The 23,619-nt window shown below is 58.8% G+C and carries 19 protein-coding genes, 2 tRNA genes and 2 rRNA genes (1 of these 23 only partly in view); 10 read left to right on the forward strand and 13 right to left on the reverse strand.

What is annotated here, in order from left to right:
- From INS80_RS07890 to INS80_RS07900, 3 genes are all read left to right on the forward strand, one after another.
- Positions 1 to 1,922, forward strand: a 23S ribosomal RNA gene (locus tag INS80_RS07890); it begins 905 nt to the left of the window's first position.
- A 184-nt stretch (positions 1,923 to 2,106) separates the two neighbouring features.
- Positions 2,107 to 2,221, forward strand: a 5S ribosomal RNA gene (gene rrf / locus INS80_RS07895).
- A gap of 126 nt (positions 2,222 to 2,347) precedes the next feature.
- Positions 2,348 to 2,424, forward strand: a tRNA-Met gene (locus INS80_RS07900).
- A 365-nt stretch (positions 2,425 to 2,789) separates the two neighbouring features.
- On the opposite strand, the gene INS80_RS07905 is transcribed toward INS80_RS07900, so the two are convergent.
- Both INS80_RS07905 and INS80_RS07910 read right to left on the reverse strand, forming a co-directional pair.
- Positions 2,790 to 3,098, reverse strand: a complete 309-nt coding sequence (locus INS80_RS07905) for an AICE-type RepA C-terminal domain-containing protein (protein ID WP_192965105.1) — start codon at positions 3,096 to 3,098, stop codon at positions 2,790 to 2,792.
- A gap of 184 nt (positions 3,099 to 3,282) precedes the next feature.
- Positions 3,283 to 4,409, reverse strand: a protein-coding gene (locus INS80_RS07910) for an IS3 family transposase (protein ID WP_192963700.1) whose coding sequence is annotated in 2 segments (ribosomal slippage) — positions 3,283 to 4,145 and positions 4,145 to 4,409 — 1,128 coding nt in all. Because the reading frame shifts where the segments join, the coding sequence is not laid out codon by codon here.
- Between the two features lie 42 nt (positions 4,410 to 4,451).
- Between INS80_RS07910 and xrtD the strand changes: the two genes are divergently transcribed.
- Positions 4,452 to 5,465: a VPLPA-CTERM-specific exosortase XrtD gene (gene xrtD, locus INS80_RS07915; RefSeq protein WP_192965106.1), complete on the forward strand. Its 1,014-nt coding sequence runs from the start codon at positions 4,452 to 4,454 to the stop codon at positions 5,463 to 5,465.
- 571 nt (positions 5,466 to 6,036) lie between these two features.
- Positions 6,037 to 9,585 carry a hypothetical protein gene (locus tag INS80_RS07920; RefSeq protein WP_192965107.1) on the forward strand — a complete coding sequence of 1,183 codons (3,549 nt, stop codon included), beginning with the start codon at positions 6,037 to 6,039 and terminating at the stop codon, positions 9,583 to 9,585.
- 124 nt (positions 9,586 to 9,709) lie between these two features.
- Here INS80_RS07920 and INS80_RS07925 read toward each other — a convergent pair.
- Positions 9,710 to 9,786, reverse strand: a tRNA-Pro gene (locus INS80_RS07925).
- Between the two features lie 133 nt (positions 9,787 to 9,919).
- On the opposite strand from INS80_RS07925, the gene INS80_RS07930 reads away from it, so the two are divergent.
- Positions 9,920 to 11,533 (forward strand): Na/Pi cotransporter family protein, encoded by a 1,614-nt coding sequence (locus INS80_RS07930; RefSeq protein ID WP_192965108.1) that lies wholly within the window; start codon positions 9,920 to 9,922, stop codon positions 11,531 to 11,533.
- Here INS80_RS07930 and leuB read toward each other — a convergent pair.
- On the reverse strand, positions 11,530 to 12,633 hold the full coding sequence (gene leuB / locus INS80_RS07935) for a 3-isopropylmalate dehydrogenase (protein WP_192965109.1): 1,104 nt from the start codon (positions 12,631 to 12,633) through the stop codon (positions 11,530 to 11,532). The two genes, INS80_RS07930 and leuB, sit on opposite strands and share 4 nt — an antisense overlap.
- A 74-nt stretch (positions 12,634 to 12,707) precedes the next feature.
- Positions 12,708 to 13,616: a LysR family transcriptional regulator gene (locus INS80_RS07940; RefSeq protein ID WP_192965110.1), complete on the reverse strand. Its 909-nt coding sequence runs from the start codon at positions 13,614 to 13,616 to the stop codon at positions 12,708 to 12,710.
- A 93-nt stretch (positions 13,617 to 13,709) separates the two neighbouring features.
- Here INS80_RS07940 and INS80_RS07945 point away from each other — a divergent pair, with 93 nt between their 5' ends.
- Complete coding sequence (locus INS80_RS07945) at positions 13,710 to 14,579, forward strand: Rossmann-fold NAD(P)-binding domain-containing protein (protein ID WP_192965111.1); 870 nt, start codon at positions 13,710 to 13,712, stop codon at positions 14,577 to 14,579.
- Positions 14,580 to 14,699: 120 nt separating this feature from the next.
- On the opposite strand, the gene INS80_RS07950 is transcribed toward INS80_RS07945, so the two are convergent.
- The 6 genes from INS80_RS07950 to INS80_RS07975 form a co-directional block, all read right to left on the reverse strand.
- Positions 14,700 to 15,791 carry an endonuclease/exonuclease/phosphatase family protein gene (locus tag INS80_RS07950; protein WP_192965112.1) on the reverse strand — a complete coding sequence of 364 codons (1,092 nt, stop codon included), beginning with the start codon at positions 15,789 to 15,791 and terminating at the stop codon, positions 14,700 to 14,702.
- Entirely contained in the window at positions 15,788 to 16,621 is an 834-nt protein-coding gene (locus INS80_RS07955; RefSeq protein WP_192965113.1) for a hypothetical protein, read from the reverse strand. The genes INS80_RS07950 and INS80_RS07955 overlap by 4 nt, the downstream gene beginning before the upstream one ends.
- A 366-nt stretch (positions 16,622 to 16,987) precedes the next feature.
- Positions 16,988 to 17,512 carry an HdeD family acid-resistance protein gene (locus tag INS80_RS07960; RefSeq protein WP_192965114.1) on the reverse strand — a complete coding sequence of 175 codons (525 nt, stop codon included), beginning with the start codon at positions 17,510 to 17,512 and terminating at the stop codon, positions 16,988 to 16,990.
- Between the two features lie 148 nt (positions 17,513 to 17,660).
- Positions 17,661 to 18,266: a 3-isopropylmalate dehydratase small subunit gene (gene leuD / locus INS80_RS07965; RefSeq protein WP_192965115.1), complete on the reverse strand. Its 606-nt coding sequence runs from the start codon at positions 18,264 to 18,266 to the stop codon at positions 17,661 to 17,663.
- 12 nt (positions 18,267 to 18,278) lie between these two features.
- The gene (gene leuC / locus INS80_RS07970) at positions 18,279 to 19,685 is read right to left on the reverse strand and encodes a 3-isopropylmalate dehydratase large subunit (RefSeq protein ID WP_192965116.1); all 1,407 of its coding nucleotides are present in this window, start codon (positions 19,683 to 19,685) and stop codon (positions 18,279 to 18,281) included.
- Positions 19,686 to 19,738: 53 nt separating this feature from the next.
- On the reverse strand, positions 19,739 to 19,837 hold the full coding sequence (locus tag INS80_RS07975) for an isopropylmalate isomerase (RefSeq protein WP_226892586.1): 99 nt from the start codon (positions 19,835 to 19,837) through the stop codon (positions 19,739 to 19,741).
- Between the two features lie 231 nt (positions 19,838 to 20,068).
- Between INS80_RS07975 and INS80_RS07980 the strand changes: the two genes are divergently transcribed.
- The 3 genes from INS80_RS07980 (at position 20,069) to rlmH (ending at position 22,465) form a co-directional block, all read left to right on the forward strand.
- The gene (locus INS80_RS07980) at positions 20,069 to 21,364 is read left to right on the forward strand and encodes a mechanosensitive ion channel family protein (RefSeq protein WP_226892741.1); all 1,296 of its coding nucleotides are present in this window, start codon (positions 20,069 to 20,071) and stop codon (positions 21,362 to 21,364) included.
- Between the two features lie 223 nt (positions 21,365 to 21,587).
- The gene (rsfS, locus tag INS80_RS07985) at positions 21,588 to 21,917 is read left to right on the forward strand and encodes a ribosome silencing factor (protein ID WP_226892742.1); all 330 of its coding nucleotides are present in this window, start codon (positions 21,588 to 21,590) and stop codon (positions 21,915 to 21,917) included.
- 77 nt (positions 21,918 to 21,994) lie between these two features.
- Positions 21,995 to 22,465 carry a 23S rRNA (pseudouridine(1915)-N(3))-methyltransferase RlmH gene (rlmH, locus tag INS80_RS07990; RefSeq protein ID WP_192965119.1) on the forward strand — a complete coding sequence of 157 codons (471 nt, stop codon included), beginning with the start codon at positions 21,995 to 21,997 and terminating at the stop codon, positions 22,463 to 22,465.
- Positions 22,466 to 22,471: 6 nt separating this feature from the next.
- Here the strand turns inward: rlmH and INS80_RS07995 are convergent, their stop codons facing one another.
- Positions 22,472 to 22,831: a hypothetical protein gene (locus INS80_RS07995; RefSeq protein ID WP_192965120.1), complete on the reverse strand. Its 360-nt coding sequence runs from the start codon at positions 22,829 to 22,831 to the stop codon at positions 22,472 to 22,474.
- Between the two features lie 40 nt (positions 22,832 to 22,871).
- Positions 22,872 to 23,603 (reverse strand): DUF599 domain-containing protein, encoded by a 732-nt coding sequence (locus INS80_RS08000; RefSeq protein ID WP_192965121.1) that lies wholly within the window; start codon positions 23,601 to 23,603, stop codon positions 22,872 to 22,874.
- Positions 23,604 to 23,619: the final 16 nt, after the last annotated feature.

Consider the following 23,619-nt stretch of genomic DNA (forward strand, 5'->3'; position numbering starts at 1 on the left):
CCCACAGGCTTACTGATCCTAACCAAACTCCGAATACCCGGGAGTACTAGATGGCAGACACACTGCGGATGCTAACGTCCGTAGTGGAGAGGGAAACAACCCTGACCTCCGGCTAAGGCCCCTAATTCATGGCTAAGTGGGAAAGCAGGTGGGACGACCAAAACAACCAGGAGGTTGGCTTAGAAGCAGCCATCCTTTAAAGATAGCGTAACAGCTCACTGGTCTAAATAAGTTGTCCTGCGGCGAAGATGTAACGGGGCTCAAGCCATGAGCCGAAGCCGAGGATGCACTTTGTGCATGGTAGCAGAGCGTAGTGTGACATAGTCTCATGTCTCCTTACTTCCTTCGGGAAGATTGGAGACAAGAGGCTTTCGATGAAGCGGGCGCGTGAGCGATCCCGTGGAGAGATCACTAGCGAGAATGATGACATGAGTAGCGACAAAGAGTGTGAGAGACACTCTCGCCGAAAGTCCAAGGGTTCCTGCTTAAAGCTAATCTGAGCAGGGTAAGCCGGCCCCTAAGCCGAGGCCGAAAGGCGTAGGCGATGGGAACCAGGTTAATATTCCTGGGCCAGGAGGATGTGACGGATTGCGACTGTAGTTCAGCCTTATCGGATTGGTTGGGCTGCTGAGCAGTCCCTGGAAATAGCCCTCCATCAGACCGTACCCTAAACCGACACAGGTGGACTGGTAGAGAATACCAAGGCGCTTGAGAGAACGATGTTGAAGGAACTCGGCAAAATACCTCCGTAAGTTCGCGAGAAGGAGGCCCGGGTTCAAGGCAACTTGGATCCGGGGGCACAAACCAGGGGGTGGCGACTGTTTATTAAAAACACAGGGCTCTGCGAAGTCGCAAGACGACGTATAGGGTCTGACGCCTGCCCGGTGCCTGAAGGTTAAAAGGAGGGGTGAGAGCTCCGAATTGAAGCCCAGGTAAACGGCGGCCGTAACTATAACGGTCCTAAGGTAGCGAAATTCCTTGTCGGGTAAGTTCCGACCTGCACGAATGGCGTAACGACTTCCCCGCTGTCTCCAACATCGACTCAGCGAAATTGAATTGCCTGTCAAGATGCAGGCTTCCCGCGGTTAGACGGAAAGACCCCGTGCACCTTTACTACAGCTTCGCACTGGCATCAGGATTGTGATGTGCAGGATAGGTGGTAGGCATCGAAACCGGAACGCCAGTTCCGGTGGAGCCTCCCTTGAGATACCACCCTTCGCACTCTTGATGTCTAACCGCGGTCCGTTATCCGGATCCGGGACCCTGCGTGGCGGGTAGTTTGACTGGGGCGGTCGCCTCCTAAAGCGTAACGGAGGCGCGCGAAGGTTGGCTCAGAGCGGTCGGAAATCGCTCGTTGAGTGCAATGGCAGAAGCCAGCCTGACTGCGAGACTGACAAGTCGAGCAGAGACGAAAGTCGGCCATAGTGATCCGGTGGTCCCGAGTGGAAGGGCCATCGCTCAACGGATAAAAGGTACGCCGGGGATAACAGGCTGATACTGCCCAAGAGTCCATATCGACGGCAGTGTTTGGCACCTCGATGTCGGCTCATCTCATCCTGGGGCTGGAGCAGGTCCCAAGGGTACGGCTGTTCGCCGTTTAAAGAGGTACGTGAGCTGGGTTTAGAACGTCGTGAGACAGTTCGGTCCCTATCTGCCGTGGGTGTAGGATACTTGAGAGGAGTTGCCCCTAGTACGAGAGGACCGGGGTGAACGATCCACTGGTGGACCTGTTATCGTGCCAACGGTAGTGCAGGGTAGCTATGATCGGACAGGATAACCGCTGAAGGCATCTAAGCGGGAAGCCCCCCTCAAAACAAGGTATCCCTGAGGGCCGTGGAAGACCACCACGTCAATAGGCCGGAGATGTAAGTGCAGCAATGCATTCAGTTGACCGGTACTAATCGCCCGATTGGCTTGATCTGATCCAGTAAAAGACAGCCAAAAACCAAAAACGCATACACAAACACTTGGACAACACGTTGATTGACCTTCCGCTTTTGGAAAACCGCCCCGTGACATAACGGGGGTGCGGCAACGGGCATTTGCTTTGCAAATACCCTGCCTGCCGCCAATACCAAAAGCCGAAGGCTTTTGGTATTTACTCGGTTTGGTGGTCATAGCACGAGCAAAACACCCGGTCCCATCCCGAACCCGGAAGTTAAGTGCCGTCGCGCCAATGGTACTTGGGCTTAAGCCCTGGGAGAGTAGGTCACCGCCAAACCTAGTAAATACCAAAACAAAAAACTCTCTAACCGAAAAAAAACGCACGCTACTTGATCCGAAAAAACATCGGTTCAACGACAAAACAAAGTCCTCAAGTAGCAAAGCGGTAGGACAGACAAACTGCCGCGGGATGGAGCAGCCAGGTAGCTCGTCAGGCTCATAACCTGAAGGTCGCAGGTTCAAATCCTGCTCCCGCAACCAAATATCCGAACAAAATAAGATACTTAACGCCACAACCGGGTGGCTTCCGGCGTTTGTAACATTTGAGCAGTGCTACAGCGGTGCTACGCCCCGCAGCAAACAACAGCATCATAAAGCAGGCGCCGAAAACACCAAAACCCGCTGCCAGCCCTCCCTCCGGCGAGGCCTCACTACAAGAATAACGCCTGGTCACCGTCAGTGCTGTCAGCACTGTCAGCCATCCCGATCAGAAACCAAAAAGCGCCCGACCCGAAAAAGGTCGAACGCTTGTACAGTCATTGTGTTGAAAGGACGGGCTACCCGTTGGTCTGCTCAATCACCCTCATTCCCGCCTTACCTTCGCGGCTGAAATCTATGGTCAACCCCTAGCGGCGCAGTATCGGCTGAATCCGGCGCAGGGCCGCGCCAAAGCGCGCTTCGGAGCGGGGAAAGCTCTGGCTGTCTTCAGTGAGGCTGGGAAAACGGTCTCGCAGGGTCAGCTTCAACTCCGTATCCGTGCCGCTCCAATGCTTGCAGCCCTCCTTCAACGATAGGATCGCCAGGGCCACCGGGTTGGCTTCAATAGCAGCCTGGTCGCTTTTGGCGCGATTGGCCGCGTAGGAATCCAGAAACGCCCCTTGAGGCCACCCCAAAGCATTCTCGGCGGCTACCACCCATTTAGCGAAGTCGGCCATTCTGGGGGCCTCTGAGAGGCTGACAGAGTCGATCTGCCCCAGCGCGCAGGACACAGCGTCCAAGATGAACGGCTTGGCCGTTGCAAACTCCCTATGAAAACTGCCCAACGTCCTGCGTTTGCTGGCGAGGATGGTGGGCAGGTGAACCCCTGATCAGCCCCACCTGAGTGGTCCGTTTTGATTGTTAGTGCATGACCGGTCTCGGGTCCATCGGGATGATGGTTTCCGGGGCGGGAGGGCGATAGCCCAAGGCACTATGTGGTCGTTTGGTATTGTAGTGTTTCCTCCATTGTTCGATCAGGATTTCCGCTTCCCGAAGGCTGTAGAAGACTTCTCCGTTGAGCAGTTCATCGCGGAACCTGGCATTGAGGCTTTCGCAGTAGCCGTTCTCCCAAGGTGACCCGGGCGCGATGTAGGCGGTCTTGGCGCCGACGGCCCTGATCCAATCTTGAACGGCCTGAGCCACGAACTCCGGGCCGTTGTCAGACCGGATGTAATCCGGCACACCCCGCATGATGAACAGGTCGCTCAAGGCATCGATCACGTCACCCGAGTTCAGCTTGCGCTTCACCTTGATCGCCAAGCATTCCCGACTGTGCTCGTCCAAGATGTTGAGCGTCCGGAAGACCTTTCCGTCCTCCGTCCGGCAGTGGACAAAGTCATAGCTCCAGACGTGGTTGCGATACTCAGGGCGCAGCCGGACACAGGATCCGTCATAAAGCCAGAGCCGTCCCTTCTTCGGTTGCTTCATTGGCACTTTCAGCCCCTCTCGTCGCCATAGGCGCTCGACCCGCTTGTCGTTCACCTCCCAGCCCGCATCTCTCAGCAAAGCCGCGATCCGACGATAGCCGTAACGGCCATACTGCCGCGCCAGTTCGACCATGTCCGCGACCAGACGCTCCTCATCGGCACGGCCATGCGGCACCTTCCTCTGCGTGGATCGGTGCTGACCCAAGACACGGCAGGCGCGTCTCTCGGACAGATGGAACCGGGTGCGAACGTGATCGATGCAGGCACGGCGGCGAGCGGGGCTCAAAAGTTTCCCTTTGCCGCCTCCGCCAGGATCAGCTTGTCCAAAGTCAGATCCGAGACGGCTTTTCTCAACCGTTCGTTCTCTTTCTGGAGGCGCTTCAGTTCCCTGAGTTGGTCGGTTCCCATACCGCCGTATTTCTTGCGCCAGCGATAATAGGTCTGCTCAGTAATGCGAACCTCGCGGATCGCATCCGCCCGCGCCATGCCTTGCCCGACAAGCACTTCAACCTGCCGCAGCTTCGTGACAATCTCTTCCGGCTTGTGTCTCTTCGTAGCCATTCTGATCCTCCGTTTTCCTAAACATAACGGCGGACCACTTCAGTGGGGGAGGATCAGCGTTATCTGTTCCCGATCCTCAGCTTTTCCTACCTGACAGCGATCCTCTATCGCGGTCCCTTTTGGCACAAGGCGCTGCTCTTTCTCTTTGCCGCACCTCTTACGGTTTTCATGAATGCCTTCCGCATTGGCGTGATCGGGGTCTTGGTGAACTCCTATGGCATCGAACATGCCGAAGGGTTCCTGCACTTTTTCGAAGGTTGGGTGATCTTTGGCGCATGTGTCGCCATTCTGTTCCTCACGGCCGTTCTATTGCAGAGACTGAGTGGCAGTCATCTTTCACTGGCTGAGACTATTGATATGGATTTCAATGGTCTCGGCACCGAAGCGGCCAGGGTGCTCTCGTTTCCTGCAAGCCGCGCACTGGTTGCGTCAGTTGCACTTTGCTTTGCGGTTTCCGCCGCCTTCGTGCTGACGCCACAGGCGAACAACGAACCGCCTCTTCGTGATTCCTTTTCACTGTTCCCCAGTCGCATTGACGGGTGGTCAGGCTACTTCCGGACTCTCGAGCCGGACGTGGAAGAGGTGCTTGGTGCAACCGACTATGCCAACTCGGCTTTCGTTGGACCGGACTCCGATATTCCGGTCGAATTCTTCGCGGCCTGGTATCATAGTCAGACCGAGGGAGAGGGCATCCATTCCCCCGAAGTATGTCTGCCGAACGGCGGTTGGGAGATCTTTTCGCTTGACCCGTACGAGGTTTCGATGCCGGACACCGTCTACGGAACCTTCACCGTCAACCGGGCTATTGTGGAAAAGGGTTTTGACCGGCAGCTCGTCTACTACTGGTTCGAACAACGTGGCGCGCGGATGACCAATGATGTGGTCGCGAAACTGTCGGTTCTCAGGGATACGATGATCCGTGGGCGCAGCGACGGTGCCATGGTGCGCTTCGTGACCCGTATCGATCCGAATGAGACAGTGGATGATGCAACTCGGCGTCTTGAAGCGCTGATGTCTCGCGTCCTGAACATCCTGCCGCGATATATCCCTGAGTAGACAGGGAACCTGTTTAGCGCGTTGGCTGTTGAGGTGTGCAGCTGTCGTCCCGAATTTTTGGCCAATCTTCGCAGAGGCTTCGCGCTCAGCCCAACCGCATCAATCATCGCATCCATAACGCGCGCTTTCCTTTGACGTTGGGCGACAAGGGATGCGCTTGCCGTCCGTGGGCTTGATTGGTCGCGCCTTTTCCGTGCGTGAAGATCAGTGCAAAGAGATCCAGGCGACGTCGGTCATAGCTGTGCGGTTGGCCTGAGTGCCCCTCAAGTTGATTAAATTTCATTGAGCTTCTTCGGTAAAAAGCGGGCAGAAGTCTCTTTCTGATTGCGCTTTTGATAAGACCTTTTTGCCATCCTTATCCCGAAATCCACGGTGACTACCGTGCCGCCCAGACGCCAAAGGCAGTGGGACGAAAACCGTCCTGCCTCCGGGTGGGTGGGTGCGCCCCACCGCGAGCAGAAATGGCTCCGGTGAGCAGGCCAATAATTGACTGAAGAAAAGCAGGCGGGGCGACGGGGTCTAGGGTCGCAACCTTTCTTATCGGCGGAGCAATGCCGGGTGGAGTAGTGGAATGGACTGGAACGATACAGATGTCGTTACAAATGACGAAATAGTTTTTACAAATGGTGTTGGGCTCATCCCCGAGCAGACAACCCATTTGGAAACGCAGGACGATATGGATCCAGAACTCTACCTTGCCCTACAGCAGTCAGAGCAGATTGAGGTTTTTGAGGATCACCCCTCCGGCACCGAAATCGGGATAAACGTCTCCTGGTTCTCGGGCAGTGCCGCGAACGACCTTGTGCCGTTCATCAACCAATTGAAGGGCGCGCGCCCGTTCGACGACCCCTCGAACTCGGGGCAGATCACATATGATGAGAACGGCTACCCGACCTCGGTTCCCAGCCATTATGTCGTCTCGTCCCTGCTGATCCGCTCAGTCGATGTTGAGGGCATCCCGCCCCACACTGGCGAGTTCCGTCTTTATGGTCAGGGCAGTGGTCTTATCTCTCTCAAAGGCAGTGCACAGGGCGTATTGTACGAGCGCGCCGATACGGACTCTTTCGACCGCGAGGTCATCGACGGCGAGAGCTACTGGTATGTGGACCTCAACTTCAGCACGATGGGCGAGGATCTCGCCCAGCTGATCATGCTCATTCACGACATCGACCAGAGTGACCATATTCGTGATCTGGCCTTGGTACATGAGACACATCTTGATCTGCACCGTGAGGGTGAGGTGTTTACGCCGGAAATCGTAAACGACCTGAAAGGCTATGAAACCCTGCGCCTGATGAATTGGATGCGGGCGAACCAGATTCAGGAAGACGGTAACGGCTGGGGAGAAGAAGGATCGAACTGGACCTCACCGCAGCCGGAACAGCGCTACATCGGAACTGACTACTACACGTTCAACAACAATGCGGGAGGCAAGAAGAACGAAGGGCGCTTTGAAGTCTCTGTGCCGGTTGAATACCTTGTTCAGCTGGCCAATGAGGTCGGTGCGGACCCTTGGATCGCGGTTCCGGTCGACATCACCGATTCCCGCGCTGCCCAACTGGCTGACTATGTCTCACTAAATCTCGATGATGGCCTGACCGCGCGATGGGAGTATGGCAACGAAATCTTCAACGATGCGATTGGATTTGAAAGCTATCGCTATTCCCTTGCCATGGCAGGCAAGACCTTTGAGAACTTCAATGAGGTCGGTGCCGGCGCCGTGGCCGAATGGGCGGCCTATAGGGGCACACAGGTCTACAGTATCATCAAGGACGTGTTTGAGGAGGACGGCAACGAAGCTCGCTTTGTCGCACCTGGCTGGGCATTCTCCGGGTCTCTCAAGACCACCGGCTCACTGGTAGAGAACTCTTACCTCGTGAGATACTTCGCAGCCGAAGAGTCGCGGAAGATGGACGATGGCACTCCGCTGCCGCTCGAGGTTGTGACCGATTACTCCGTCGCCATGTACTATGGCGGTACCCTTGCCGGACGGCACCCGGATTCTTCGGTGGTGTATCACATCATGGAAACCGTTGAGGGGGTCGAAACTCAGGCTGACATGCTGGCGAAATGGCTGATGTTCGGCGCCTATGCTGAGCATTACAAACAGCTGACCAGTGACCACCTGGGCGCTCCGATGACTGGGGTGGCCTGGAGCGAAAAGCTGGATATCGGTGTTACCCCGCTCATCTGGGAGGATATCCAAGCCGGGCTTGATCCTCTGACTGAACTGGATCATATCCTGCGCCTTGAGGACAATGTTCTGCAATACCGTGGGGTTAAGGCGCAGGACTGGACGGATGTAATCGTTTTTAACAGCACCCCGGGCAAGACCCTTGCTGAAATGATCAACGACGTGGATCTCGTCGGATATGGCGGCAAGATGAAGGGCGTCATTCATAGCGGCATCTATTCCAGCCTTGTGAACAGTGCCACGATGCGTCTGGACGCCCATGCAGGATATGCGAAGGCGCTTGGTCTGAACTTCACCGCTTATGAAGGGGGCGGCCATGTCTCCTACCCGGTGGAAGGCGCCTTTGACATGTATGACGCCTATAACAACAGCGTCTCAGGAGCGCAGGTCTTTGCCCGCTGGCTGGAAATCATGAGCGAGAGTGGCCTCGACGAATACGTTCACTTCATGTCGCATGACCGGACGAATAGGAACGACTGGTGGGGAGTTCAGGATTATGTGGGACAGGATATCTCCTCCGAACCTGAAGCGATCGTATTGCGCAAGGCGATCGAGGCCTATGATCCAAACCACCAGACCACGGCCTCCGGAGCGCTGGCGACTGCAGAAAGCGTCAGAACGACCGCAACGGGTGGGCTTGTTGTAGATCTGCCAGTGGTCTGGGACGGAAATGACGTCTGGCACATCAACAGTGACGGATCAGCGACCGAAAACAGCGGATCCATCAAACAGCTGCTTCTCAAGGACTTGCTCCCTGTTGCGGGTGGCTCTGCCTACAATCTGTCGTTCGACGTTGGTCTGGAGGACGTGGATGAAACCGAAATTCGGGTCGTCGCACGTGCGATGGGCGGCGGGAGTGCCGACCTTCTGACATGGCGCGGCATGGTTTCCGATGGAGAGGCATTGGAATTTGATCTCGGGACCATCCCGGAAGAGCTGTCTTCTCTTTACGTGGTGGTGCAGCGCGTCGGTCAGGATCGCTCTGGCAGCCTCACCATCGAGAACGCCGATGTTGAAGAGGTGCGCGCCGATGACCAGGGGCAAGTCGATGTGCCTACAGAAGAGGGCGTAATCTGTACCCTGGCCGATGACTGCTGGCAGCCCGGCGCGGGATGGGCCATTTCCGATGCCGGGATTGCAACGTCGGTATCTGACACTTCGGGAAAGTTGTCCCTGTCCGAATTGTTGCCTGTGGTCGCGGGCTCCAAGTACCAAGTCAGCTTCAAGGTTTCGCTTGATGGTGCGGACAGCACGCAGCTGCGTTTGGTTGGGCGCGCGATGGGTGGCGGTGCCGACGAGGTCCTACGCTGGCGCGGTGATGTTACCGACGGGCAGGTTGTTACGCTTGACATGAGCGAGATTCCATCGGATCGGCGCCTTCTGGATGTGGTTATGATGCGCGGCGGACAAGCGGCCGGATCGCTGACCATTTCCGATTTCAAGATCAACCTCAGCGCAAGTGGTGATACGGGGCCGGATCCTGAGCCTCCGATTGGGGATGATGGTATGACCGGGACAGAGGGTGTTGCGCTTACGTCCGCCGTTTGGAACGGAGGGGACAAATGGGTGATGTCCGATGATGGACAGGCAAGTGTTGCAGAGGGGCAGCAGGACTTCCTGTCTCTGAAGGCGCCGATCCAAGTGACGCCGCAGGGGCGCTATGAAGTCAGCTTCAAGGTTTCGCTTGATGGTGCGGACAGTACACAGCTGCGTTTGGTGGGACGCGCCATGGGCGGTGGTGCCGACGAGGTTCTGCGCTGGCGGAGCGATGTGACCGATGGTCAGGTCGTAACCCTGACTCTCAACGAAATCCCCTCCGACCGGTCTTTGCTGGACTTGGTTGTATCTCGGGGAGGTGCGATGAAAGGGCAACTCACCCTCAGTGATTTTGCTGTCAAACCCGTTGTGGATAAGGTGCTGGCCTAGGGATGGCGCCGGTGGGCATCGGGGGGCTGCCCCGGTGCCTGCGGTAGATCACCACCAAGGTGGCAACAAGCCGTCCCCATGTAAGTGGGATTAAAGGCAACTCGCATGAATGTGACGTGATATCTGGTCGGAGTGAGAGGATTCGAACCTCCGGCCCCTGCCTCCCGAAGACAGTGCTCTACCAGGCTGAGCTACACTCCGACCGTGGCGCGGAATTATACCCGGTCGTCTGGTTTTGCAAGCGCATTTGTCATGGTTTTTGTGGCACCTGCCAAATAGAAATGCTTGCTCCTGCCGAAGGGCAAAGCCATCCTGATCGAAAAATGGCGTTGCAATGACAGCAGACTATCTTTCGGTTCTGGGTGGGATCGGCATGTTCCTTGTGGGCATGAAGATCATGACAACGGCACTGCGCGATGCGGCGGGGCCAAACCTGCGGGCGATTCTGACCCGCTTCACTACGACACCGCTGAAGGGGGCGGTGACAGGAACCGTCTCGACCGCCGTAATCCAATCCTCCAGTGCTACGACCGTGATGACAGTTGGGTTCGTTGGGGCAGGGCTTCTGACCATGCCCCAGGCTCTAGGAGTGATCTATGGCGCCAATATTGGAACAACGGCGACAGGCTGGCTGGTGTCCATCCTTGGTTTCAAGCTGAAGCTTGGCAGCCTAGCCATGGCGGGGCTCTTGCTGTCTGGCCTTGCCGACCTTCTGGGGCGCGGTGTTGTTGCCCGAACGGGACGGATCATGTCCGGGCTTTGCCTGTTGTTGATCGGGCTGGACCTGATGCAATCGGGCATGTCGGATGTCACTGGTCTGATCACTCCCGAGATGCTGCCAACGCAAACTCTCTGGGGCATGGTGCTACTGGTTGGGCTGGGTGCTGGGATCACGATCCTTATGCAGTCTTCGTCTGCGGCCATGGCGCTGGCGCTCGTGATGCTGCAGGGCGGGGCGCTGACCATGCTGCAGGCGCTGGCGATCGTGATTGGCATGAATGTCGGAACCACATTTACGGCCATTCTGGCAGCTGTTGGCGGATCACGGCCGATGCGGCAGACAGCCCTCGCAAACCTCGTGTTCAATATCGTGACTTCGCTCGTGGCCTTCGGAATTCTTTTCCTAGGTGCAACATTGCTGTCTGATCTGGAGGCCGCCGTTGGCGCAGTGACGACGGTTCTTCTGTTTCATATGGGGTTCAACATTCTGGGGACCGCGTTGTTCCTGCCGGTGACCGGGGCTTTTGCCACGCTCATAGCCCGATTGGTGCCGGACAAGCCCGCAGCGCCTGCAATCGATCTTGACCGTGCCCTCGTGCAGGATTCGGGGCTTGCCATCATGGCAGCAGCGGCTGCAGCGACCAGCACTTTTCAGCGTATGGCCGAGGCACTGTCCGCGGCCTTGATCGCGCCTCCAGACTATCGGCCTTTGGCGGCGCTGGGCCCTCTGCGGGAGGCTCTGCCGCAATTGACGGAGTTCCTTGCCGATATCCGCCTGCCAGAGGGGAGAGAGGATCAGGAAGCCGCCTATGGCGCCCTTTTGCATGAGACGGATCACCTACTTCGCCTGATGGAGCGGTGCAAACAGACAAGCCAAATCTCGGACCTTTTGGACGATCCTCTACTGCGCCGTCCGGCGCAGGCCTTTGCCATGGCCCTGGCATCTATCGCGGATGAAAGTGCAGATCTGGATAAGGCGGCCGTTCGCCTGCAGCGGCTTACGGCGCTGGTGGAGCGGCGCACCAGACGTCACCGGCGGGCGCTGATGCTGGGTGAGCATGCTGGGATGTACAAGTTGTCCGAGGTATTTGCCCATACGGATGCGATGCGGTGGCTCCAGCGCAGTCTGCATCACGCAGAGCGTATCGCGCACTATGGGCATGTCGCGCACGAAGCTTTGGCTGCGGCAAAACCTGCTGCCGCAGCCGATCCTGTTGAGGTGGTTTAGAGGCTCGCTTCAAGCGCGGCGACGACGGCATCGCCCATTTCGCTGGTGGAGACGGGATCGACACCCTCTTCACCCAGAAGGTCCGCGGTGCGTACGCCATCTGCCAGAACCTTTTCGACAGCCGCTTCGAGGCGGTCTGCCTCAGCACCCATGTCGAAGGAATAGCGCAGCGCCATGGCAAAGCTGAGGATACAGGCAATCGGGTTCGCCTTGCCCTGACCGGCAATGTCGGGGGCCGAGCCGTGCACGGGTTCGTACAGAGCCTTGGGTCGGCCATTGGCCATCGGCTTGCCAAGGCTCGCAGAGGGTAGCATGCCAAGCGAGCCGGTCAGCATGGCTGCAGCATCGGACAGCAGATCGCCAAACAGGTTGTCGGTCACGATCACGTCGAACTGCTTGGGCCAGCGGCACAGCTGCATGGCGCCTGCGTCTGCATACATGTGGGACAGCTCGACCTCGGGGTAGTCCTTGGCCACTTCGGTGACGACTTCGCGCCACAGGATGCCCGACTCCATGACGTTGGCCTTTTCCATCGAGCACAGCTTCTTGTTCCGGCGCATGGCTAGCTCGAAAGCCGATCGGGCAACGCGGTCGATCTCGCTTTCGGTGTAGCGCTGGGTGTTGATGCCGACGCGTTCATTGCCTTCTTCGATGATGCCGCGGGGCTCACCAAAGTAGATGCCAGAGGTCAGCTCGCGCACGATCATGATGTCGAGGCCCGCGACTACGTCCTTTTTCAGCGAGGAGAAATCCGCCAGCGCGTCAAAGCACTGCGCCGGGCGCAGGTTGGCGTAAAGGTCCATCTCCTTGCGCAGGCGCAACAGGCCGCGCTCGGGTTTCACCGAGAAATCCAGCACGTCATACTTGGGGCCGCCCACGGCGCCCAGAAGCACGGCGTCGACGTCTTGCGCCTTGGCCATGGTATCGTCATGCAGCGGGGTCCCGTGCGCGTCATAGGCGGCGCCGCCGACCAGATCCTCGCTCACATCGAACTGAAGGTCACGCTTCTCGCCGTACCAGCCGATGACCTTGCGGACCTCTGCCATGACTTCGGGGCCGATGCCGTCACCGGGCAGAATCAGGATCGATGGGTTGGACATGCACTTCCTCCTTGAAATAGCTGGGGATGGGGTACTCTTCGGAACGGCCAGCGTCAATAACATGCCCTTTGCTTTTAAGGGGCTGTGGCCTGTTTCGCAGCCCTTTCGAGGCCCTGCGCCAGCAGGTCCCATACAGCGCGGATGCGCGGGGTGTGCCGCATGATGCCGTGGGCCGCCAGCCAGACGTGCAGGGGGGGCAGCGCCAAGTCCAGATCCAGTTCCTCTATCTCGGGGTCCAGCAGGGCCGGACCGCGCTGCGAAAAACCTATCCCGCAGCCCGCGCGCAGCAGTTGCCAATAGGCCGATTGATTGTCGCAGCGGACCGCAAAGCTGTGCCGGTCGGCCTGAAATCCCATGGCCGCCATTGTCTTGAGGATCAGATCGTCCGCATCATACCCGATCAGGTCGTGTTCCCAGAGTTCCGCTATCGTCTTCGGGCGCCCGCGTTGCGCAAGGTAGGTCTTGGCGGCAAAGACCCCAAGCGGCAGATCGGCGACATGGCGCGCCACGATATCGAGCTGCGCCGGGCGATACATGCGCACCGCGATGTCGGCTGCGCGGAATACCAGGTTTTCCGAAGCATCGCTGGGCACCAATTCCAGTTCGATCCCCGGCTGGGCGCGGCGGATCTCGGCCAGGATGCGAGGCAGAACGTAATGCGAGGCAAAGACGCTGGCGGTAATGCGCACCGTGCCCGTCAGATCCTGAGATTGGCCAGCTGCGGTCAGGCTAATCGCATTCATACGCGCGTTGATCTCTTGTGCCAGCGGCAGCAACTTCTCGCCTTCGGGAGCCAGGGTCAGGCCGCGCGGATGACGATGAAACAGGCGTTGGTCCAGCTCACGCTCAAGCGTCTGGATGTGGCGGCCAAGGGTGGGCTGGCTGCGCCGCAACCGTTTGGCCGCCGCCGACAGAGAGCCGGTCTCTGCAACGGCAAGAAAGCTCTGGATCAGGGTCCAGTCGGTCAGGTGTGGCTTGTCCATTCAGTAATGAATGGCAGGTCTGCACATCCATGCAATATGAATAGTGGCTGTTAGGGCATATTCTGGGGCCGTTCAGGATGAAAGGAACCGGTCATGCCCCGCAATGTGCTTATCCTTGGTGCCACAGGCCGGTTCGGCCGCGCTGCCTCTCACGCGTTTCGCGCGGCAGGCGATCACGTTACGGCCTTTGACCGCAAAAAAGACGATCTGATGCGATCAGCGGTGGGCAAGCATATCATTGTTGTGGGCTGGAACCCGGCCTACCCGGAATGGGCCGAGCAGGTCCCGCGGCTCCATGCGAAGGTGATCGCGGCGGCGCGGGCCAGTGGCTCCACCGTGATCGTTCCCGGCAATGTTTATGTCTTTGGCCCTCAGACGCCGACGCCCTGGTCCGAGCACTCGCCGCACCAGGCGCAGAATCCACTGGGGCGCATTCGGATTGCGATGGAGGAGGCCTATCGCGCTTCCGGTGTGCGAACGATCCTTCTACGAGCCGGAGATTTTCTCGATACCGAAGCATCAGGCAACTGGTTCGATGCAGTGATGACGGCCAAGCTGTCCAAGGGGAAGTTTGTCTATCCCGGCGATCCTGATGTTCCCCATGCCTGGGCCTACCTTCCCGACATGGCGCGGGCGGCAGTGGCCTTGGCAGATCAGGCAGATAGCCTGGCGGTCTTCTCGGATATTCCCTTTCCTGGATACACGTTGAGCGGGCGCGAGTTGCATGCTGCCGTGAACGCCGGACTTGCCGTTCCTGTTGAGCTCAAGCCCATGTCCTGGCTGCCCCTCCAGTTTGCACGTCCGTTCTGGCCGATGGGCCGCGGCCTTCTGGAGATGCGCTACCTTTGGAACACGGGGCATAGCCTTGATGGAAGCCTGATCCATAGATTGCTGCCGAATTTCAAAGCGACACCGCTCTCAGAGGCCATCAAGAAGGTCCTGCCAAGCGATTTGCTGAGATAGAGGATCGGAAAAACATGCTCTCCCGCCCCCCCGCAGGTGACCTGGCTGTTGCCAGATCTCTTTGGTAGCGTTGGGCGTATGACCAGAGGCAATGACGAGTGGGGGGGGCGACCCCTTCGGTTACTCGGTCCCGTGAGTAGGGTTTGGTGTCGGCAATTTGATGTCTACCCAGACCAGCCTGTGTCGGCTGGCGCGGGCGGCGGTCTCCGTATCCGGCAAGGACCAGCCGACACCCGCTTTTTCAATTTTGAGAGCTGCAGAGGGCAACACATAATCGACCCGCATGCGCCCTGGCCTGCTCCACTCCACTGTGTCGAGGCTGCCTGCTCGGCTCGCGGGGCGTGGATCCACCACTCTTGGGTCACCAAGGAGATCTGCAATTGCATGGTGCAGGCCCTCTCCTTTTTCCGGGTCAAGATTAGCGCCTCCCACAATCACAAAGAGCCGACCTATCTTTCGCCGATAGGGCTCAGGAAGGCCGTTATCCAGCAGGATCTGCCACAAGCGGATCTCATCGTGATTGCGACGGCCGTTGCGGTCTTCGGGGCCATCGAACACAGGCGGTCCGGCCTGGAAGGTCATCAGGTCGAGCTGGGCACCCTGCGGAAGTTGGATCGGAACAACCCAATGGGCAGTAGATGAAAGACGCTGGACCTGCTGGGCTTCGGCAGAGGGGTAGGGACGCCCGTCCGGATGACGGGGCAGGAGGGAACCGGGCAGATCTCGCCACAAGAGCGCTGACAGGTCCAGCGCCTCGGTTGCCAAGATTGGAAACCGGGACAGCACGGCGATCCCGCCTTTGCCGGTGAAGTCGCCGAACCCCTGGGCGTCCCCGGGCCCGCCAATGCGGCCGTCCCCATCGAGATCCACCCCTGAGGAAAGCCCTGCGTTCGGCTGCCGAGCGAAGATGTAAGGATAGGGAGCGCCTGCAAGGGCCAGACGGCGCTCCAGCGCCTCGAGGCCGCGGTTCTCATAGTCCCAGTCGATGCCCTGAAGGGCGATGATATCTGGATCTGCCGCCGCGATGACCTTGATAACGGCTGCAATCTGCGCATCTTCGCCTTTTTCGATGTCACGCAGCATCAATCCTGGCCCTTTGCGGGACAGTTCGATGTTGTAGGTCGCGATCCGCAGAGTGTCGGATCGCGCAGGCAGGCAGGCGAGTAGAAAGGTTGAGAGCAAGGCCGCAATGAAGACGGCCAACCGCCTCATGCGGTTTGCAGAACGTCAGGATCGGCATAGGCGGCCCGGCGCCTTTGGGCTATCAGCTCGGCCACGCGCAACAGCGCCAGCCCCCGCATGATCATCGAGGCTGGCACAAAGGCCCAGGCGCTGATCGTCCAGATCAGTGTCTGTGGTGTCGCAAGAATAGCAGGGTCGAAAAGCCCCTGACCCAGTTTGACCAGCGCCGGGATCGCAAAGGGCAACAGCACTCCGATTACCATGTTGATCCGCCCGTCCCGCTGCAGACGCAGGACAACGTCACCGCCGGTGGTGGGATCGAACAGCGGCAGGTTGACCCAGACATTGAACGCCCCATTGCCAAGAGGCCAGTTTCCAACACGGATTGCCACGGCGAAGCCGGCAATGGTCAAAATCGCCAGAACATAGCTGAGGCCGGCGGCCGAGCGTACGGCGAGCACCAGCGCATCGGGGACTTCGGCGGGCATCATCAGGGTTGTAAGACGCACGGGCGAGTAGGCGAAATCCATGATCGCCCCAAGGCGCGCTCCCAATTCATGGATCAGTGCTGTCAGACTGGTCGGATCCAAAGGATGGCGGGCCAGAAGGGTCAACAGGCCCACTGCTGTAAACAAGGACACGAACCGGATGCGGTTCAGCGGGGGCGCCTGGCGGAACTCCACAAAGCTTGGGAAGTTCGAGAAGTACTCCGCAAAGGTCAGTGCAGCGCCTAAGAGCGCCATGAACACGACGATTTCCGGGGATTCCGTGGCCGATACCGGCAGCAGCAAAGACGGCATCGCGATCAGCAATGCCACCAATACGCCGCGGATTGCCGCGCCTATGATGCGTGCAAACACTACGATCTGTTCCCTTCAACCTGGACCGGCCGGTACTTTGCCGTGCCATTTTTCCAACTTGTGTTCTTTGGCGTAGGCCAAAGAGTCTGCCTCAATTGTGCCTTATTTCAACATGGCGGAGGGGCAGCACTCAAGTGGCTTGGCTCTCCCAGCCTGAATGAAACCGGCTTTCGCAGCGAAACTGATGCCGGTTTACATCAGCAGATGCCCAGTGTTTCAGCGCCTTATTGATGGGGGCACAACATCTTGGGTGTTGGGGTTGCTTCTGCGCAAGTCGTTTTCGGCTGGTCCTGGTGGGCGCATATGAAGTGAATCAAGCTTTAGTAAATATGTCTCAAATATGGCGGAATGTGCGGGCTTACCGACTCATTGCCGCCCGCCAGAGCGAAGGATCAGGCTCCATAGGATCAGCCCCGCACCGTTCAAGACCAATTCAATGCCCATCAGAATTCCAAGAAGGGACAGCGTTGCCGCTGCAAAATTAACCCAGATGTACCCGGCCAGCAGGACGGACAAAGCACCTGAAAGAAGAAGCGGGAAAAACAGGGGAGCTTCACGCACACGCCATGCGAAAACGATCCTGAGGATACCGCTGGTGGCCAACAGGATCATTATGAGCATGGTCAGCGAAATGGCCCCGGCCAGCGGATTGAACAGGAAGTTGACACCAAGGGAGCTCATCAGGATACCCATCAGAACCGCGAAGATCCTGCTTCCTGTCTGACGGTCTCCGGACAGGCCGCCAATGATCTGCAGGACGCCAGCGATCAGCAGGGCCGCGCCGGTCAGCGTTGTCACCGCCAATGTTGCAATGACTGTGTTCCCGAGCACCAGAATGCCGAACAGAACCGAGACCAGCCCAAGAAGAAGCCATTTGTTTGCTTCCGACATCGTATTCTCCAATCGTTCTAATGGACCAAAATCTGAAAAGCAGATGGAATATCCCTAGAGTATAGCCCGGCCGACAGTCGTTACAGAGCAAAAAAGCCGCCCAAAAGGGCGGCTTTCGAAAGTGCTCGAACCTTTAAGGCGAGGCCAATCACACCCAGGGGCGTTCCTGAGCCATCTTGGTCTCAAAGCTCTGGATTGCGTCGGCTTTCTCCAAGGTGAGGCCGATATCATCAAGGCCGTTCAGCAGGCAGTGCTTCTTGAAGGCATCGACCTCGAACTTGATCACTTCCCCGTCCGAGGTGGTGATTTCCTGTGCTTCCAGATCCACGGTCATACGGGCGTTCTCACCCTTTTCCGCGTCCTTCATCAACAGGTCCACCTGCTCTTGTGGCAGCACGATGGGCAGGATGCCGTTCTTGAAGCAGTTGTTGAAGAAGATGTCGGCAAAGGAGGTGGAGATCACGCATTTGATGCCGAAATCCGCAATCGCCCAAGGGGCGTGTTCGCGGGAGGAGCCGCAGCCAAAGTTGTCTCCCGCCACCAGGATCTCGGCCTTGCGGTACTGGGGCTTGTTCAGAACGAAATCCTCGATCTCGTTGCCCTGACGGTCATAGCGCATCTCGTCAAAGAGATTCACGCCAAGGCCCGAACGTTTGATCGTCTTCAGGAAGACCTTGGGGATGATCATATCGGTGTCGATATTGACCAGCGGCATGGGCGCCGCGATACCGTGCAGTTTTTTGAACTTTTCCATATCGCTGGCTCCTTACATCAGCTCGCGGACATCGGTCAGGTGACCGGTGATGGCGGCAGCGGCGGCCATGGCCGGGCTGACCAGGTGGGTGCGGCCCTTGTAGCCCTGACGCCCCTCGAAGTTGCGGTTCGAGGTGGCGGCGCAGCGCTCACCCTCGCTCAACTGGTCGGGGTTCATCGCCAGACACATGGAGCAGCCCGCAAGGCGCCATTCGAAACCTGCCTCTTTGAAGATATCTGCCAGGCCCTCTTCTTCGGCCTGAGCACGCACCAGGCCTGAGCCGGGCACGATCATGGCGCGCAGACCATCCTTGATCTTCTTGCCCTTGACCACTTCGGCCACTGCGCGCAGATCCTCGATCCGGCCATTGGTGCAGGAGCCGATAAAGACGGTGTCGATCTCGATATCGGTCAGTTTCTGACCGGGGGTCAGACCCATGTAATCGAGCGCACGGCGGGCCGCCTCGACCTTGCCGCCTTCGAAGTCCTCAGGCGCGGGAACGGTCGCAGTGATCGGCAAAACATCCTCGGGGGAAGTGCCCCAGGTCACGACGGGCTGGATGTCTTCGCCTTTGAGGGTCACGACCTTGTCGAAGTGAGCGCCTTCGTCGGTGTAAAGCGTTTTCCACCAGTTCATCGCGGCTTCCCACTGAGCGCCCTTGGGGGCATGCGGGCGGCCTTTGACGTATTCGAACGTGGTTTCATCCGGCGCGATCAGGCCCGCGCGTGCGCCGCCTTCGATGGCCATGTTGCAGACGGTCATGCGCCCTTCCATCGACAGATCGCGGATCGCTTCACCGCAGTATTCGATCACATAGCCGGTGCCGCCGGCTGTGCCGGTCTCGCCGATCACCGCAAGAGTGATGTCCTTGGCGGTCACGCCCGGCTTCAGCTTGCCGGTGATCTCCACCTTCATGTTTTTGGATTTCTTCTGGATTAGCGTCTGGGTGGCCAGCACATGCTCCACCTCGGAGGTGCCGATGCCGTGCGCCAGCGCGCCGAATGCGCCATGAGTCGCGGTGTGGCTGTCGCCGCAGACCACGGTCATGCCGGGCAGGGTCCAGCCCTGTTCAGGGCCGACGATATGCACGATGCCCTGGCGAATGTCGCTGACCGGGTAATAATGCACGCCGAATTCCTTGGCGTTCTTGTCGAGCGCCTCGACCTGGATGCGGCTTTCCTCGGTCATCTGCTTTGGGTCTTCGCGGCCTGTCGTTGTGGGCACGTTGTGGTCCGGCACGGCGATGGTTTTATCCGGCGAATGCACTTTGCGGCCTGCCATGCGCAGACCTTCAAAGGCCTGCGGGCTGGTCACTTCGTGGACCAGGTGGCGGTCGATATAAAGCAGGCAGGTGCCGTCCTCTGCTTCATGCGCAACATGCGCATCCCAGATTTTGTCATAGAGTGTTTTGGGGGACATGGGTCCTCTCCCGTTCTGTATTGGATAAGCTGGCTTTGGGCTGGGCTGCAGCCTTATAGGCGCGCCAGGACCGTGCGGGCGGCGCCATAGAACCGCTCGCGCAGACGAGCGCGGTCTTGCAGTTCGATATTCTGGGCCAATACGAAGGTCATGCCTGTCAGATACAACCGGGCTGCGCGACAATCAAGGTTCCACGCAAAGGCGTTGTGCCATTGTTCTTGCATATTTCCCTTGGCCACCGGCATGCTGGCCCAATGGAGCAAGAGACCGTTCAAGACACGCAGCCCGAGACCCTGACTGAGGATTTGCCAGAGAATCTGCCAGATAGCTTGCCGGACAGCCTCTCGCATCTTCTGGGTTGGCTTCTGGCCGAAGCGCAATCAATGGTGACCCTGTTTGTGACTCCGGGCTGGCGGCAATATCAGCTGTTCCTGATCCTCGGTCTTGCTCTGTCGGCCTATCTGGTAAAGCTGGTCACGCGCGGCGGTTGGGATCGCTGGGCGCACCGGCGCGCGGGCTGGCCCAAATGGCGGCTGCGGGTGCTGCTTCATGTGCTGCGGCGGCTGACGCTAATCTACTTCGTTGTGTTTTCCTGGAGCCTTTATTGGGTGATGCAAGAGGTCACCTGGCCCTCACGTAGCTACCTGATCGGAATCGCGGCCACGGTGGCGACGGCCTGGCTGCTGATAGGGTTTCTGGCCCGGCTGGTGCGCAATCACACGCTGCGGCGGATTTTTACCTGGAGCCTCTGGATCTATGCGACGCTTTTTGCGCTGAACCTGGTCGACGATGTGGCTGCGGCGCTCGACAGCATCGCCATCACCTTTGGCCAGATGCACCTTTCGGTGTTGGCGGTTCTCAAGGCACTGATGCTGGCGGCGGTCTTGCTCACTCTGGCGCGGCTTGGGTCCAATGCGGCCACGCGGGGGCTCAAAGGCAACAGCGATATTTCCCCTTCGATGCAAGTGTTGATTGGCAAGGGGATTCAGCTGGCTCTTTATGGTCTTGCGATCGTAGTTAGCATCCGCGCGATCGGGTTTGACCTGACGGGGCTGGCAGTCCTGTCCGGTGCGGTGGGCGTCGGCATCGGTTTCGGCCTGCAGAAGGTCGTTTCGAACCTCGTGTCCGGGATCATCATCCTGATGGACCGGTCGATCAAACCGGGGGATGTGATTTCCCTAGGAGAGACCTTTGGCTGGATCAATGCACTGGGCGCACGCTATGTCTCGGTGGTGACGCGGGATGGGCGCGAGTACCTGATTCCGAACGAGGATCTCATCACCTCGCAGGTGGTGAACTGGTCCCACTCCGACCGCTATGTGCGGCTCGATATCAATTTTGGTACGGCCTATGGAGACGATCCGCACAAAGTGCGTAAGGTCGCCATCGCGGCGGCGCGCTCGGTCAGCCGGGTGCTATCGACCCCCGGCAAGGCGCCGGTTTGCCATATCGTTGGCTTTGGTGACAGCAGCGTCGACTACGTGCTGCGCTTCTGGATCGGCGATCCGACCTCTGGCCTCACCAATATCCGGGGCAACGTCTATCTGGCGCTTTGGGATGCCTTTCAGGCCGAGGGCATATCGATTCCCTTCCCGCAGCGAGAGATGCGTGTCCTGAACGAACCTTTGACCGTAGCCGAAGGCGCATCTGCACCACCTCGGACAGTGCCAAGCGACTGAACCAAAGGCGGCTTTGATCCCTCTTTTGCGCCTGCGGCAGCGCAGCGAAGCTTGATTGAAAACAGCCCTCCGGCTTGCTACATTAACAGTATCACCAGCGCCGGGGATGTCGGCGCGCTGCAAGGAGGACACTGTCCTGTCACCCGAAACCCTGGCGGCCGCTGCCGCTGACACCGAGGCCGCCGTGACGGCGACCAAGACACGCCCCAGCAGCGAGGTGCTGATGGCGCGGATCCTTTCCTCACTTGATGACGACAAGGCCGAAGAGGTTGTGCAGATTGATTTGCGCGGCAAGTCTGCCATTGGCGATTTCATGGTCATCGCTTCGGGCCGTTCGACCCGGCAGGTGGCCGCGATGGCGGAAAAGCTGACAGACCGGCTCAAGCAGGAGTACGGCATCATCAGCAAGGTCGAGGGCAAGGATACCGGCGACTGGGTGTTGATCGATACGGGCGACGTGATCGTCCATATCTTCCGCCCCGAAGTGCGTGAGTTCTACCAGCTGGAAAAGATGTGGGTTCCCGGCGCGGCCAGCGCGGCGACCGGCAACTGATCCGGTAAACGGGGCGCGTTCCGTAAGCCGCCCCACAACTGTTCCGGGCGTCGGCCCCGGAGGACAGGATCAGTGTCATGCGTGTCCATATCTACGCGGTCGGGCGACTCCGCTCTGGCCCGGAAAAGTCTCTGATCGACGATTATCTGACGCGCTTTGACCGCACCGGCCGGGCGCTGGGTCTTGGGCCTGCCCGCGTGATCGAGGTCGAGGACAAGAAGAACCTCGGCATGGGGGCCGAAGCGGATCTTCTGCGCAAGGCGCTGCCCAAGGGCGCGGTGGTCTGCACGCTGGATGAGCGCGGAAAGCTACTGTCCTCCCCTGATTTTGCAGACAAGATGGCAGGCTGGCGGGACAGTGGCCGGCAGGATCTGGCGCTGATCATCGGCGGTGCGGATGGGATTGACCCAAGCCTGCGCGCCGAGGCGGATTTCTCCATCTCGTTCGGCAAGATGGTCTGGCCGCATATGCTGGTCCGGGTGATGCTGGCCGAGCAGATCTACCGCGCCGCCACCATCCTGTCTGGAAGCCCCTATCACCGCAGCTGAGGCGGTCTAGGGCAGGGTCAGGCGAAAGAGCTCATCCTCCCAGCCATCCACATTACAACGCGCCTGAATCATGACGGATGTGGCGCCTTCGGGCAGCGTGATCCCACCCAGGCTGCGGGTAAAAGGCTGCTCGTTCACATGCGGATGGGCCAGTACACGCAGTCCCAGCTCAGTCCCGTCATTATCCAAGACCCGCCAACCGTCGGCATAGTGATCCCAGCCAGTGTCGGGATGCGACAGCGTCACGCTGATGGTCCACGTGCCGCCGTTTTGCCGCGCGGTGGCTTGTTCGACCCGGGGGGCATCTGCAAAAGCGGGCAGTGCGGTGCAAAGGTTGAAATACAGGAATAACAAAGCGGTTTTCATGGCCCGTAGGATAGGCCCAGACTTGGCAGCGGCGAAATCACTATGCCGTGTCTTTTTCGGTCGTTCGCTTTGTCTCCGGCGGAATGCGCAGGAGCACGCTGCGCGATTGGGAGGCAAATTCGCGCCGGTAGAGCACGGCGATGGTGATCAGCGTTGCCAGAATCAGTGGGATCGCGCCTGCCAGCCAGGCGGCAGAGGCCAGAGCGAAATAGGTGCAGCGCATGCCGCGATTGAAGCTCCGGGCTGCCGTGATCGATAGATCTGCCGCCTGTGCTGCGCGGGGCAGAGCGAGCGGGTTCTCTGCATCATTAGGAACGGCAGCCATCAGCACCGAGCAGTAGCCAAAAAGCCGGTGGGCCCAGACGTATTTCAGGAAGGCGTTTGCCAGGAACAGCAGGATCGTCAAGATCTTCACCTCCCAGACAAAGGCGGGGGCACTGTCTTGGATCAGGTCTTCCGCAACTCCGGCTAACTCCTCGGTGTTGCCGATCAGTGCCAGCCCGCCACCCATGGCGATCATTGCAGCAGAGGCAAAGAACGTAGTGCCCTGGCGCAAGCCGCTGATCAGCTGCGCATCGAACATGCGAGGCTGGCGCGTCACCATCTGGACCATCCAGTCGCGTCGGAAATCCGCCATCAGATAGGAAACAGAGGGTTTTCCGGCTGGTGGATTTTCGATCCGCCAGCCAATCCAGATCCAGCCCGCGACAATCAGTGTCAGTGCGGCATAATCCAGCGGAGAAAACAGGGCGATACGGTCTATCCAATTCATGCCGCCACCCTAGCGG

The sequence above is a fragment of the Phycobacter azelaicus genome (assembly GCF_014884385.1).
GTDB classification, from domain to species: Bacteria; Pseudomonadota; Alphaproteobacteria; order Rhodobacterales; family Rhodobacteraceae; genus Phycobacter; species Phycobacter azelaicus.

Bases quoted from the DNA above. Each gene is read 5' to 3' on its own strand.
- rlmH (WP_192965119.1), top strand. From the start codon at position 21,995: ATGCGTGTCCATATCTACGCGGTCGGGCGACTCCGCTCTGGCCCGGAA.
- INS80_RS07920 (WP_192965107.1), top strand. From the start codon at position 6,037: ATGGACTGGAACGATACAGATGTCGTTACAAATGACGAAATAGTTTTT.
- INS80_RS07930 (WP_192965108.1), top strand. From the start codon at position 9,920: ATGACAGCAGACTATCTTTCGGTTCTGGGTGGGATCGGCATGTTCCTT.
- INS80_RS07995 (WP_192965120.1), bottom strand. From the start codon at position 22,831: ATGAAAACCGCTTTGTTATTCCTGTATTTCAACCTTTGCACCGCACTG.
- leuC (WP_192965116.1), bottom strand. From the start codon at position 19,685: ATGTCCCCCAAAACACTCTATGACAAAATCTGGGATGCGCATGTTGCG.
- rsfS (WP_226892742.1), top strand. From the start codon at position 21,588: ATGGCGCGGATCCTTTCCTCACTTGATGACGACAAGGCCGAAGAGGTT.
- INS80_RS07980 (WP_226892741.1), top strand. From the start codon at position 20,069: ATGGTGACCCTGTTTGTGACTCCGGGCTGGCGGCAATATCAGCTGTTC.
- INS80_RS07950 (WP_192965112.1), bottom strand. From the start codon at position 15,791: ATGAGGCGGTTGGCCGTCTTCATTGCGGCCTTGCTCTCAACCTTTCTA.
- INS80_RS08000 (WP_192965121.1), bottom strand. From the start codon at position 23,603: ATGAATTGGATAGACCGTATCGCCCTGTTTTCTCCGCTGGATTATGCC.
- INS80_RS07905 (WP_192965105.1), bottom strand. From the start codon at position 3,098: ATGGCCGACTTCGCTAAATGGGTGGTAGCCGCCGAGAATGCTTTGGGG.
- INS80_RS07940 (WP_192965110.1), bottom strand. From the start codon at position 13,616: ATGGACAAGCCACACCTGACCGACTGGACCCTGATCCAGAGCTTTCTT.
- INS80_RS07975 (WP_226892586.1), bottom strand. From the start codon at position 19,837: ATGACCTTCGTATTGGCCCAGAATATCGAACTGCAAGACCGCGCTCGT.
- leuB (WP_192965109.1), bottom strand. From the start codon at position 12,633: ATGTCCAACCCATCGATCCTGATTCTGCCCGGTGACGGCATCGGCCCC.
- INS80_RS07945 (WP_192965111.1), top strand. From the start codon at position 13,710: ATGCCCCGCAATGTGCTTATCCTTGGTGCCACAGGCCGGTTCGGCCGC.
- INS80_RS07960 (WP_192965114.1), bottom strand. From the start codon at position 17,512: ATGTCGGAAGCAAACAAATGGCTTCTTCTTGGGCTGGTCTCGGTTCTG.
- leuD (WP_192965115.1), bottom strand. From the start codon at position 18,266: ATGGAAAAGTTCAAAAAACTGCACGGTATCGCGGCGCCCATGCCGCTG.